The 13192-nt window shown below is 59.5% G+C and carries 9 protein-coding genes; 2 read left to right on the forward strand and 7 right to left on the reverse strand.

Going from position 1 to position 13192, the window contains the following annotated elements; translation table 11 throughout:
* Positions 1 to 1218, reverse strand: coding sequence for a type II secretion system F family protein (locus ACMYUN_RS19070; RefSeq protein WP_415761404.1), 1218 nt, complete (start codon positions 1216 to 1218; stop codon positions 1 to 3).
* A gap of 2 nt (positions 1219 to 1220) precedes the next feature.
* Complete coding sequence (pilB, locus tag ACMYUN_RS19075; protein ID WP_415761406.1) at positions 1221 to 2921, reverse strand: type IV-A pilus assembly ATPase PilB; 1701 nt, start codon at positions 2919 to 2921, stop codon at positions 1221 to 1223.
* A 226-nt stretch (positions 2922 to 3147) separates the two neighbouring features.
* Between pilB and ACMYUN_RS19080 the strand changes: the two genes are divergently transcribed.
* The gene (locus ACMYUN_RS19080) at positions 3148 to 3585 is read left to right on the forward strand and encodes a pilin (protein ID WP_039761637.1); all 438 of its coding nucleotides are present in this window, start codon (positions 3148 to 3150) and stop codon (positions 3583 to 3585) included.
* Positions 3586 to 3883: 298 nt separating this feature from the next.
* Positions 3884 to 4237, forward strand: coding sequence for a BON domain-containing protein (locus ACMYUN_RS19085; protein WP_039761635.1), 354 nt, complete (start codon positions 3884 to 3886; stop codon positions 4235 to 4237).
* 269 nt (positions 4238 to 4506) lie between these two features.
* Here ACMYUN_RS19085 and ACMYUN_RS19090 read toward each other — a convergent pair whose 3' ends face one another.
* The 5 genes from ACMYUN_RS19090 to pgi all read right to left on the reverse strand — a co-directional run bounded on the left by ACMYUN_RS19090 (position 4507) and on the right by pgi (position 12931).
* A complete protein-coding gene (locus ACMYUN_RS19090; protein WP_039761633.1) occupies positions 4507 to 4806 on the reverse strand; it encodes a DUF2845 domain-containing protein in 300 nt (99 codons plus the stop codon).
* A complete protein-coding gene (locus ACMYUN_RS19095) occupies positions 4803 to 7754 on the reverse strand; it encodes a DUF748 domain-containing protein (protein ID WP_415761408.1) in 2952 nt (983 codons plus the stop codon). The genes ACMYUN_RS19090 and ACMYUN_RS19095 overlap by 4 nt, the downstream gene beginning before the upstream one ends.
* A gap of 222 nt (positions 7755 to 7976) precedes the next feature.
* The gene (locus ACMYUN_RS19100; RefSeq protein WP_415761409.1) at positions 7977 to 8993 is read right to left on the reverse strand and encodes a class I SAM-dependent rRNA methyltransferase; all 1017 of its coding nucleotides are present in this window, start codon (positions 8991 to 8993) and stop codon (positions 7977 to 7979) included.
* 134 nt (positions 8994 to 9127) lie between these two features.
* On the reverse strand, positions 9128 to 11065 hold the full coding sequence (acs, locus tag ACMYUN_RS19105) for an acetate--CoA ligase (protein WP_415761411.1): 1938 nt from the start codon (positions 11063 to 11065) through the stop codon (positions 9128 to 9130).
* A gap of 201 nt (positions 11066 to 11266) precedes the next feature.
* Entirely contained in the window at positions 11267 to 12931 is a 1665-nt protein-coding gene (gene pgi / locus ACMYUN_RS19110) for a glucose-6-phosphate isomerase (protein ID WP_415761412.1), read from the reverse strand.
* Positions 12932 to 13192 lie beyond the last annotated feature (261 nt).

Raw genomic sequence — 13192 nt, forward strand, 5'->3', positions numbered from 1 at the left:
TCAGATCGCTGAGCCGAGTTGGAAGATCGGCAGGTACATGGCCACCACCAGTCCACCGACGATGACCCCCAGCACCACCATGATGAACGGCTCCATCAGGCTGGTGAGGTTGTCGACCATGTTATCGACTTCCGCTTCATAAAAACCGGCGACCTTGTCGAGCATGTCATCCAGCGCGCCCGATTCCTCGCCGATGGCGGTCATCTGCACCGCCATGTTCGGAAACACACCGGTGCTGCGCATCGAGAAATTGAGCTGCATGCCGGTCGAGACGTCTTGCCGCACGCGCAGCACCGCGCGCTTGAACACCACGTTGCCGGTGGCACCGGCGACCGAATCCAGCGCCTCCACCAACGGCACCCCCGCCGCGAAAGTGGTCGACAGGGTGCGGGCGAATCGCGCGACGGCGGACTTGTACATCAAGGTGCCCACCAGCGGCAGCTTCAGCAGCCAGGCATCGCGACGGTCGCGCAGCGCCTGTGAAGTTTTCAATGCGTGGCGAAGGCCGAAAAAGGCTGCCACCAGCGCAAAAAGAATCGCCCACCACCACTGCTGCATGAACTCCGACAGGCTGATGATCATCAGGGTGAAGCCCGGTAATTCGGCGCCGAAGCCGGAAAACACCGACTGGAACTGCGGCACCACTTTGACCAGCAGAATGCCGGTCACCACCGCCGCCACCAGCACCACGGCGGTCGGATAGGTCATGGCTTTCTTGATCTTGGCCTTGAGCGCTTCGCTTTTTTCCTTATAAGTCGCGACCCGTTCGAGCAAAGTGTCGAGGGCGCCGGACTGTTCGCCGGCGTCGACCAGATTGCAGTACAACTCGTCGAAGTATTGCGGTTTCTTGCGCAGGGCGGTGGCGAAGCTGTTACCGGCGGCGACCTCCTGTTTGACCTCGTCGACCAGCTTGCGCATGGCCGGGTTTTCAAAACCTTCGCCGATGATGTCGAAGGACTGCAGAAGCGGCACACCTGCCTTCATCATCGTTGCCATCTGCCGGGTAAACAGGGCGATGTCCTGCGGTTTGATGCGTTTGCCAAAGCTCAGCAGGGACGCCGATTTCTTGCGCACCTTGCCCGGGTTGATCCCCTGTTTGCGCAGCTGCGCCTTGATCAGTGCGGGGTTCTGCCCGCTCAACTCGCCCGTGACCTTGCTGCCTTTGCGGTCCGTGCCTTCCCAGGCGTAAACGCTGACTTTCGCTGCCTTGACCGCCATGTTCAATCCTTGGTGACCCGGTTGATTTCCTCAAGGCTGGTGATGCCTTGCATGGCCTTGTGCAGCCCGGAAGTGCGCAGATCGGCGAAGCCGTCGCGACGCATCTGGATGTCGATTTCCAGCGAATTGCCTTCGGCCATGATCAGCCGTTGCAGGTCCGGTGTGTTCTTCACCACTTCATAAATCCCCACGCGTCCTTTGTAACCGCCATTGCAATGATCGCAACCGACCGGCTCGTAGATCGTGAAATGACCGATGCGTTCCTCGGGAAAGCCTTCCTTGAGCAAGGTTTCGTGCGGGATCTCCAGCGGCCGCTTGCAGTGCGCGCACAATTTGCGCGCCAGACGCTGGGCGATGATCAGGCTGACCGAGGTGGCGATGTTGAAACCGGGAATGCCCATGTTGTGCAGACGCGTGAGGGTTTCCGCCGCGCTGTTGGTGTGCAGGGTCGACAGCACTAGGTGGCCGGTCTGCGCGGCCTTGATCGCGATCTCGGCGGTTTCCAGGTCGCGGATCTCGCCGACCATGATCACATCCGGGTCCTGACGCAGAAACGAGCGCAGCGCCTGGGCAAAGTCCAGCCCCTGGCGGGGATTGACGTTGACCTGGTTGATACCTTCCATGTTGATTTCCACCGGGTCTTCGGCGGTGGAAATGTTGATGTCGACGGTGTTGAGGATGTTCAGCCCGGTGTACAGCGACACGGTTTTGCCGGAACCGGTGGGGCCGGTGACCAGAATCATTCCTTGCGGCTGTTTTAGCGCAGCGAGGTACAAGGCCTTTTGTTCGGCCTCGTAACCCAAGGCGTCGATGCCCATCTGCGCACTGGACGGGTCGAGAATCCGGATCACCACTTTTTCGCCCCACAGGGTCGGCAGGGTGTTGACGCGGAAATCGATGGATTTGCTTTTTGACAGGCGCATCTTGATCCGCCCGTCCTGCGGTTTGCGCCGTTCGGAAATATCCAGACTAGCCATCACCTTCAGGCGAGCGGCAATGCGCCCGGCCAACTGGATCGGCGGCTTGGCCACCTCGCGCAGCATGCCGTCGGTGCGCATGCGCACCCGATAGTTTTTTTCGTAGGGTTCGAAATGCAGGTCGGAGGAGCCGCTCTTGATCGCATCGAGCAGCATCTTGTGCACGAAGCGTACGACCGGGGCGTCGTCGGCATCGAGGCCGCCGATCACGTCCTGTTTGCTGTCATCGATGGACTCGACGTCGAGGCCGTCGAGATCGACATCGGCCATGTCTTCCAGACCCGAGGCGTGGCTGTCGAAGAACTTGTCGATGGCGTCGCTGAGCTTGTCGTCCTCGACCAGAATCGCTTCGGTGCTAAGGCCGGTGCTGAACTGGATGTCGCTGATCGCCTGCTGATTGCTCGGGTCGGATAGGCCTACGAACAGTTTGTTGCCGCGCCGCCACAGGGGCAGGGCGCAATGCTGGCGAACCAGTTTTTCGCTGACCAGCCCCTTGGGCTGGGTCTCCTTGTCGAGGCAGTTGAGATCCAGCAGGGCCATGCCGAAGTGTTCCGAAGCGATCTCGGCGATCTGTCGACTGTTGACCAGTTTGTTGTGCACCAGATAATTCACCAGCGACACGCGATTGCGCTGGGCCTGCGCCCAGGATTGCCGGGCGCTTGTTTCCGTTAGCAACTCGGCCTGGACCAATTGCTTGGCCAGACCGCTCAGAGCGATGTCATTCATGGGGATTCCGCACACTTGCCGTTCATGACTTATAGCCTAGTCAAGTCACAGCGCCAAACACGGCCGGTGCAGGTGACAAAAAGTGTCAGATAGTGCGGTTGCGGGTTGTAGGAAACGGCGCAGGAAATTGCGCGCGCCCAGCAGGCGGGGTCTGAAAGGCGTTGGCATGGGCTGTGCTGAGCCTTGTTCAGATCATGAGATTTCGACTCATGCATGGAGCGTGTCTATGAAAAAACAACAAGGTTTCACATTGATCGAGCTGCTGATCGTCGTGGCGATCATCGGCATTCTGGCGACTATCGCCTTGCCTCAGTATTCGAAGTATCAAGCGCGGTCGAAGGTGACGGCGGGGCTGGCGGAGATTAGTGCATTGAAAGTGCCGTTCGAGGACACGATTAATCAAGGCACAGCTCCAACTCTGGCCAACGTTGCTAATGGTGCGACTACTACTTCCAACTGTACGTTGGCAGTTACCGGTACAGCCGCGACTGGCGAAGGCACGCTTACCTGCACCCTGCTCAATGCACCAGGTCCGGTGTTAGGTAAAACCATTACGCTTTCTCGTTCCGGGGCGGCTACGGGGAATACCTCCGGTGTTTGGACGTGTGCGACGACGGTCAACGCTGATTATTCTCCGCGCGGTTGCACGGCCAGCGGTACGTAATCACAAAGGTGAATAACCAGAATGCCCCGCATTGCGGGGTATTTTTGTATCTGCGATCGCTTCACAAAAGCTCCAATAATTTCAGCAGCTTATGAACTTTCCAAAAAACCGCAACTTGCATGCGAAATTGCGTTGAGTCATGCATTTTGCATGAAAATGAAAATTAGCGTTTTTCATAACATGTTGTTTTTAAACGGTTTTATGCGGACGAAAAAGTTGGCACAGCGTTCGCAATATCTCTGGTAACCCTGCTGACAAGCGTTACAGCAGACTTCCAGTAAAAACAGGAGTTACTCGTATGAAGAAGTTCGCTATCACTGCCGCTGCTACCGCTCTGACCCTGACCATGGCTGGTGGCGCTTTCGCCCAGTCCGCTCAGGCTACCCAAGCGCCAATGGTTCTGGCTGCTGGTGAAGTTACCAAGGCTAAAGAAGCTACTTCCGACACCTGGATCACCACCAAAGTGAAAAGCGATCTGGTTACCGAAAAAGGTATTCCAGGCACCGACATCAAAGTCGAAACCAACAAAGGCGTAGTTTCCCTGTCTTCTGACGTAGCTGTTACCGAAGCTCAGAAAACCACCGCTGTGAACATCACCAAGAAAATCAAAGGCGTTAAAGCGGTATCCGCTGACGGCCTGAAAGCCGAGTAAGGCAAGACTTCTCGCCTGAACCGGGAGAAGACGCGACAGACGGGCCGAGTAATACGTCTGCCGCAACTTTAGAGTTCATGCGAACGGTCACACGGATGTGACCATTACAGGCCCCGGCACTTGTGTCGGGGCCTGTTCTATTTCAGGGATCACACAAAACAAATGTAGGAGTGAGCCTGCTCGCGATGGCGGTCTGTCAGTTGATTCATTGTTGACTGACAGACCGCCATCGCGAGCAGGCTCACTCCTACAGAGGGACGATATGTTGATCAGTTACCGCGTTTGCTGTTGATCTGCCGCAGGCGATTGCCTTCGAAGCGCAGATATTGGTACATGCCATTGTTCGGGCCGTAGGTCCATTCCTCGACCTGAAACTCCTCGCGGCGATTGGCACTGCGCTTGTAGCCAAGCACGTCACGGCTCACCGGCTCGCCACATTTTTGCAGCACCTCGCTTGCGCGGTCGCCAAGGCTGATCAACTGGCTGCCGCAGCGCAAGGTATCCGAGGCCGACGCGTGGCCAGCAGCGCACGTCAGCGCGAGCACGGCCAGCCAGTTACGCACGGTCATTCGGCATCCAGGTGCATTTGCGTGACCACGCGGCCATCGCTTTCGGCCTCGCCAAGGTTGGCATCGATGAAGTACACCCGGTCATCCTCAAGCTTGCCCTTGTCGACCAGATAATCCTTGATGGTGCTGGCGCGATCCTGGCCCAACTGGCGCAACAGCACATCGCTGCCGCTCCAGAACGCGATCACGCCCTGGCGCATTTTCGCCGTGCGTTCTTCCTTGCCCAGATCTTTCCATTCTGCCGGTGGCTGGGTCTTCAGGCGAGTGCGGTAGATGCCTTCGAGCAACGCGCCTTTCTCGCTCTCGGGCACTTGCAGCAGCGAGGCCTGGGCCGGGACTTTATCGCCACGGCGCTGGAGCATCTTGTAGTAGTTGTACTGATATTCGCGTTCCAGACGTTGCTCGGCCAGCAGTGGTCCATCGCTGCTCTTCGCGGCAGTGCCTTCGATTTCCAGGCGCAGCGCCGGACGTTCCTTGAGCGCTTGCGAGAGTTTTACCAGCGCCGCTTCGGCGTCTTTGTTCAAGTCGCTGGAACCCGGCGCGAAGGACACCGTGCCAAGGTCTTCGGAGCCACCGCCACTGACCAGCCCGCCGATCATTTTGAATGGCGCGGCGGCAGCTTTGACGATCAGGTTGCGCAGGGTTTGCCAAACGATCGGCATCACGCTGAACTGCGGATTGTTCAAGTCGCCGGTGACCGGCAATTCGATGGAGATCTTGCCGTCGACATCCTTGAGCAGGGCGATCGCCAGCTTTAGCGGCAGGCTGACTGCATCGGGGCTGTCGACTTTCTCGCCCAGTTGCAGTTGCTCGACGACGACTTTGTTCTCGGCTTTCAATTGTCCTTTGATGATCAGGTAGTGCAGGTCAAGGTTGAGCCGGCCCTTGCGGATGCGGTATCCGGCGAATTTGCCGGAGTAGGGCGTCAGGGTCGTCAGTTCGACGCGTTTGAAACTGGTGGCGATGTCGAGGCTGGCCATCGGATCGAACGGATTGACCGCGCCTTTGATAGTCACCGGCGCATAACGGTCGACTTTGCCTTTGATATCGACGCTGGCCGGCTTCGCCTGACGACTGTCGATGGTGCCGATCTGGCCGTTGAGCTGTTGCACGGCGGTGGCGAAGTTGGGTGTCAGACTGAAGTCGGCGAAGTTGGCCGAACCATCGTTGATCGCAATCGCGCCGATGTGAATGCCCAGCGGTTTGTCCTTGCCGGCCGGTTTGGCTGCGGTGCTTTTTGCACCGCTGTCGGCCGGTTGCGGGATCAGCAGGTCGTCGACGTTGGTAGTGCGATCGTCGTTGATCATGAAGCGCACATACGGCTGCAACAGGTTGACCTTGTCGATCGACAGGCTGTCGCCGTGCTGATAGTTGATGCCGTCGACCACGACTTGCTGCCATTTGAGGAAGTCGCGGGTCTTCAGCGTATCGAGGGTGTGCAGTTGATCGATCTGCGCGCGGCCGGTGACGCTGAGCGCCAGTGGCTCAGTGCTCTTCAGGTTGACCTTGAGGTCGCTGCCGAGCATGCCGCTGCGCAGTTCCAGGCGAATGAACGGGTTGATGTAGGACTGCGCGACACGCAGGTCGATGTCCTGGGTTTTGACGTTGAGCTGTGCGTTGACCGGGGCCAGGTTGACCGTACCGTCGGCGCTGATCTTGCCTTGCTTGCCCAGGCCGCTGTCGAGCTTGAGCTTGAAAGGCGAGCCGTTGAGGCTGTCGAAATCCTGCAGATCGACGTTCAGCGGAGTGATATCCAGCGCCACCGCCGGTTGCGCCGAGCGGTCGGCGAGATGGACCGTGTAGTTGCGCAGCTGCACATCTTTGACCAGCACCTGCCATGGCTTGCTCGGTGCGGTTGGCTCAGGTTTCGGCGAGTCGGCGGCAGCCGGTGCACCGACCGGTTCGGCAGCGGCTTTGGCCGCTGGTTTCGACGGTTGGCTGGCGAACAGTTTCTGCCAGTCCAACTGGCCGTCGGCTTCCAGCGCCGCCCAGGTTTCCAGCTTGTTGCTGCGGACCTTGCCGACCACCACTTGCTGCTTGGCCAGGTCCAGCGAGGTTTCGCTGACGTCGAGGCGTTCGAGCCTGGCCAGCGGACGTCCGTCTGGAGCCTTGATGGCGAACGGCGCAATGCTCACCGCGACGTTGTTGAGCAACAGTTCGGTCTGTTTCGACAGGTTGAGTTTGTAGTCGGTGCTGAGGCTGACAACGCCGTTTTCCAGCACCAGCGGCACTGCGTCGCGCACGTAAGGCCAGAAGGATTTCATCTGGCCATCGGTGACTTTCAGGGTGCCTTCGGAGGTAAAGGGAATCAGACTGAAATTGCCGGTCCAGTCGATCCGCCCGCCAGCGGGGCCGATCGCGACAAGGGTCATGTCGGCGCTGTCCTCGGGCAGGGTGCTGAGGTTTTTCAGCTCGAAACTGAGATCGTCGTAAAGAAATTCGATTGGCTCGCTAGGGCGTACATCCTCGAAATGCACCACGCCGCCAGCCAGTTTGATGTTGTCGATGCGCAGCGGGAATGGCTTGGCGTCGGGATCGGCGGGTGTCGGCTCGCTCGGCGGCACGTTGAACAGGCCCAGCAGGTTGAGCTTGCCGTCCTTGGCGAAGAGGATTTCGCTTTTGGGTTTGTCCAGTTCGATGTCGGACAGATGCAGCGCTTTGGTCCACAGGCTGTCGATTTGCAGGTTGGCATAGAGGCGATCGAAGCCGACCTGCTCCTTGCCCGGCTCGCCGATGACCAGGCCCCACAGGGTGACCTCAAGGCTGAAGGGGTTCAGTTCGATGCGTTGCAGATGCGCCGGCACCGTCGCGTAGTTGGCCAGTTGCTGGTTGGCCACGCGCAAGGCGATGCCCGGCAGGATCAGAAACCCCAGCAGGCTGTAGAGGGCCAGGGCTGTCAGCAGTGCGCCAATCGCGCGAATCAATCCTTTGGGCATGTGCGGCTTCATCTGTCTGAATCGGAGTGCCTTGGAGTATGGCACGCGATTCTGGTTCCGAAGTGCTTGATGTGGGACAGGATTGTTCAGAAATTTCTGTAGGAACAGATCTCCCTTGTGGGAGCGAGCCTGCTCGCGAATGCGGTGGTTCAGTGAAAAACAAGTCGACTGACACTGCGCTTTCGCGAGCAGGCTCGCTCCCACAGGGGAATGTAATCGCTCATGCCGGAGGGATCACAGCTGCAAGATCAGCGTCTTCAACGGTGGCTGCTGGTCCAGCGAAGGGAAGTCGGCGCCCGGGGGCATCACGCTCCATTCGCGTACCGGGCGGCCGGCTTTTTCGGCGCAGCGCAGCACTTGTTCGCGCCAGTCGTCCATGCTGACTTTCGCCAGGTTGTTGCAGCAGATCAGCACGCCGTCATCGGCGGTGGTCAGCAGCGCGGGTTTGAGCAGGCTCTGATAATCGCGCAGCAGATCGACGGTGCCGAATGCGCTTTTGGCCCAAGCCGGCGGATCGAGCAGGACCAGATCGTATTGGCGCTGTTCGAGGCGCTGATAGCTTGGCAGCTTCTGCCCGCGCCGCTGGCTGATGGGCAGGCCAGCGAGCTGACGGATCGCCGGAAAGTAATCGGACTGAATGAATTGCATCGGCGGCAGCTGCGGGTTGAGCAAACCATTCTCGCGACCGACCGCGAGATTGCCCTCGGCAAAATCGAGGTTGCACACCTCGCGCGCACCGCCCGCCGCTGCACTGAGGCCAACACCACAGGTGTAAGCGAACAGGTTGAGCACGCTTTTGCCTTGCGTGTGGTCCTTGACCCAGCCGCGCGTGTTGCGCAGGTCGAGGAACAGCAGCGGATCCTGCCCGGCATGGCGCCCGCGCACGCGATAGTTCAGGCCCCATTCATGCCCGACCAGATCCGCCAAAGCAGCGTCATTGGCCTTGTAGACGCTGTCCTCACGATCGATCCGCGAGTTGCCACGGGAGCGGTCGTTGTAGACCAGCAGGGTGTCGAAGCCCAGCGTCTGGTTGACCATGGCATGCAGTTGCAGCAGATCGTCGCGTTCGAGTGTCTGGTGAAAACTCTGCACCAGCAATTGCGGGCCGTAGCGGTCGATGGTCAGGCCGCCGGCGCCTTCCTGGCTGCCATGGAACAGCCGATAACAATCGGTGCCCTGGCTGTGCAGCACAGCGAGCAGGTCCTGGCGTTGATCGAGGGCGGCGCGCAGCGCCTGATTCAAGGAAGACATGCGGGCGCCTTGCTGAAAAAAACGCGAAGCTTAGCAGTCGCGGAGCTACAAGCGGCAAGTTTCTAGCTGCAAGCTAAAAGCGAAAAGCCGCGCGGACCGCTTTAGCTTGCGCTTGTAGCTAGAAACTGCAGCTCTCAAGTATTGAGCCGCTTGTCGACCAGATCCTGCACCACACTTGGATCAGCCAGCGTCGAAGTATCGCCCAGACTGTCGAGCTCATTGCAGGCAATCTTGCGCAGGATCCGCCGCATGATCTTGCCCGAGCGGGTTTTCGGCAGCGCCGGCGCCCACTGGATCAGGTCCGGTTTGGCGAAGCTGCCGATCTCCTTGCTGACATGCGCCAGCAGGTCTTTCTTCAGCTCTTCGTTGGCCTCGGTGCCGTTCATTGGCGTGACGAATGCGTAGATGCCCTGGCCTTTGACGTCGTGCGGATAACCGACCACGGCGGCCTCGGCGATGCTGTCATGCAGCACCAGCGCGCTTTCCACTTCGGCGGTGCCGATGCGGTGGCCGGAGACGTTGATCACGTCGTCGATGCGTCCGGTGATCCAGTAATCGCCGTCCTCGTCGCGGCGGGCGCCGTCGCCGGTGAAGTAATAGCCGGGGTAGGGTTTGAAGTAGGTGTCGATCATCCGCTGCGGATCGCCGTAGACGCTGCGGATCTGCGCCGGCCAGCTTGATTTGATCGCCAGCACGCCGCTGCCGGCGCCTTTGATTTCCTTGCCGACTTCGTCGAGCAACACCGGTTGCACGCCAAACATCGGTTGCGTCGCGCAGCCCGGTTTGATCCATTGTGCGCTGACCAGCGGGCTGAGCATGATGCCGCCGGTTTCGGTCTGCCACCAGGTGTCGACGATCGGGCAGCGCTGTTCACCGACGGCATTGAAATACCATTCCCACGCTTCCGGGTTGATCGGCTCACCGACGCTGCCGAGCAATCTGAGGCTGGCGCGCGACGTTTCCTTCAATGGTTCGGCGCCTTCGCGCATCAACGCGCGCAGGGCGGTGGGGGCGGTGTAGAAAATGTTGACCTTGTGCTTGTCGATAACCTGCCAGAAGCGCGAACTGCTCGGGTAGCTCGGCACGCCTTCGAACATCAGTGTGGTCGCACCGTTGGCCAGCGGCCCATAGACGATGTAACTGTGGCCGGTGACCCAGCCGACGTCGGCGGTGCACCAGAACACTTCGCCGTCGCGGTAGTCGAGCACGTACTTGAAGGTCATTGCTGCTTGCAGCAGGTAGCCGCCGGTGGTGTGCAGCACGCCTTTGGGTTTGCCGGTGCTGCCGGAGGTGTAGAGGATGAACAGCGGGTCTTCGGCGTCCATCGGTTCCGGCGGGCAATCGTCGTCGACTTCGCGTACGGCCTGGTGATACCAGAGGTCGCGGCCTTCGACCCAGTCGACCTGGCCCTGCGTACGCTCGACCACCACCACGGTGCTGACGTTCGGGCAACTTTGCAGGGCTTTGTCGACGTTGTTTTTCAGTGACACGAAGCGGCCGCCGCGCACGCCTTCATCGGCGGTTATCACGGTACGGCAGTCGGCGTCGAGAATTCGATCACGCAGGGAATCCGGGGAAAATCCGCCGAACACTACCGAGTGAATCGCGCCGATTCGCGCGCAGGCGAGCATGGCGTAGGCGGCTTCGGGGATCATCGGCATGTAGATGCACACCCGATCGCCTTTCTTCACGCCACGGCTTTTCAGCACGTTGGCCAGACGGCAGACGTGGTGATGGAGTTTGTTATAAGTGATCTGCGCCGATTCGGCTGGGTCGTCGCCCTCCCAGAGCAGGGCGGTCTGTTCGCCGCGTTGTTCAAGGTGGCGGTCGATGCAGTTGTAGCTGACGTTGAGCTTGCCGCCGGCAAACCAGACCGCTTCACCGGTTTTCAGGTCATAGCGCTGCACGGTCTGCCACGGCGTGCTCCAATCGAGGAAGCGCGTTGCCTGCTCGGCCCAGAAGGCACTGGGGTGTTCAATCGATTCGCGGTACAGGCGCCGATAGTCGTCCTGGCTCAACTGAGCGGCCTGGCGCACCGCATCGGCTTTGGGGAACGTGCTGATATCGAACATGACGGTTCCTTATTCTTGTGTTGCGACACGAATAAAGATGCGCCGAGCGCTGAACAGGTTCAAGTCATGTGCCAAAACAACTGTGGGAGCGAGCCTGCTCGCGAATACGGTGTCTCAGTCAACGAAGGTGTTGAATGAAGAACCGCTTTCACGAGCAGGCTCGCTCCCACAGGGGAACAGCGTTGTGCCCGGAGGCTTTGATCAGCCGCGATGACGCCCGCGGAAGTAGTTGATCAGGCCTTGAGTCGAGGCATCGTCAGCCACGGTCTCGTCGCTGCCGACCAGGCGGTTGTAGACGCCTTTGCCCAATTCCTTGCCCAGTTCCACACCCCACTGGTCGAAGGCGTTGATGCCCCAGACCACGCTTTGCACGAACACTTTGTGCTCATACATGGCAACCAGGGCGCCGAGGCGACGCGGGCTGATGCGTTCGACTACCAGAGTGTTGCTCGGACGATTGCCCGGGATCACCTTGTGCGGCGCCAGTTTGCGCACGTCGTCTTCGCCCATGCCTTTGTCGCGCAGTTCGGCTTCAGCTTCCGGCAGGGTCTTGCCGAGCATCAGCGCCTGGCTCTGCGACAGGCAGTTGGCGTACAGCCACTGGTGGTGGTCGGAGACCGGGTTGAAGCTGACGATCGGCACGATGAAGTCAGCCGGAATCAGCTGGGTGCCCTGGTGCAGCAACTGGTGGTAAGCGTGCTGACCGTTGCAGCCGACGCCGCCCCAGATCACCGGGCCGGTATCGGTCGACACCGAGGTGCCGTCCTGACGCACGCTCTTGCCGTTGGATTCCATGTCCAGCTGTTGCAAGTGCTTGGTGATGTTGCGCAGGTAGTGGTCGTACGGCAGGATCGCGTGGCTTTGCGCGCCCCAGAAGTTGCCGTACCAGACACCGAGCAGAGCCAGCAGCACCGGCATGTTCTGTTCGAATGGCGCGGTCTGGAAATGCTGGTCCATGGTGTAGGCACCAGACAGCAGTTCCTTGAAGTTGGACATGCCGATGGCCAGGGCGATCGGCAAACCGATCGCCGACCACAGCGAATAACGGCCGCCGACCCAATCCCACATCGGGAAGATGTTTTCTTCACGGATACCGAAGGCCACCGCAGCGGCGTTGTTGCTCGATACCGCGATGAAGTGGCGATACAGCTCGGCTTCCGAACCGCCCTGCGCCAGGTACCAGGCGCGTGCGGCCTGAGCATTCTTCAGGGTTTCGAGGGTGTTGAACGACTTCGACGAAACGATGAACAGCGTGGTCTCGGCGCGCAGTTTCTGCGTCAGCTCGTGGAATTCACTGCCGTCAATGTTCGCCAGGTAATGGCAACGCACGCCTTTCTGCGCATAGGACAGCAGCGCTTCGGACACCAGCTCCGGGCCGAGGAACGAACCACCGATGCCGATGTTGACCACGTCGGTGATCGGCTTCTCGGTGTAACCACGCCACAGTCCGTCGTGAATGCGGCCGACCAGATCGGTGATCTGGTTCAAGACCTTGTGCACTTCCGGCATCACGTTGACGCCGTTGACCGACAACTTGTCGCCGACCGGGCGGCGCAGGGCGGTGTGTAGTGCCGGGCGGCCTTCGGAAGCGTTGACGATTTCGCCGTCGAACAGCGCTTTGATCGCGCCCTTCAGATCGACTTCATTGGCCAGACCCACCAGTAGATTGCGGGTCTCGGCGTTGATCAAATTCTTCGAATAATCGAGAAACAGGCCGCAGCTGCTGAGGGTGAACTGATTGAAACGCTGCGGATCGGCGTTGAAGGCTTCGCGCATGCTGAAATCCTGCATGGCTTGGCGGTGATCTTTCAACGCTTGCCAGGCGGGCAGAGCGGTAACGTCGTTAGGAGTGCGGTAGTACGCCATCGCTGCGGTTTTCCTTTTTACTTGAACGGCCTTTTGAACACGGTGCAGATCAGCCATGCCCTTTTAGCGCATGGGATCAACTGCGTCGACACGATATCTGGACACAGGGCGAATACAGTAAACCTCGCGCTGCGTTCTGTCTTGACTTTGTCTGACCAGATCCCTGTACTTTTTTAACATCCGAACGGGGATTTGCCCGACAAACGGAGGTGCCCGGAAGAGTCTCGCCCAACCGGCATGCACCGAAAACACTTGTGGGAG

Origin of the sequence: Pseudomonas sp. CP4 (assembly GCF_047758505.1) — a bacterium.
Classification (GTDB): Bacteria; Pseudomonadota; Gammaproteobacteria; order Pseudomonadales; family Pseudomonadaceae; genus Aquipseudomonas; species Aquipseudomonas fluorescens_AO.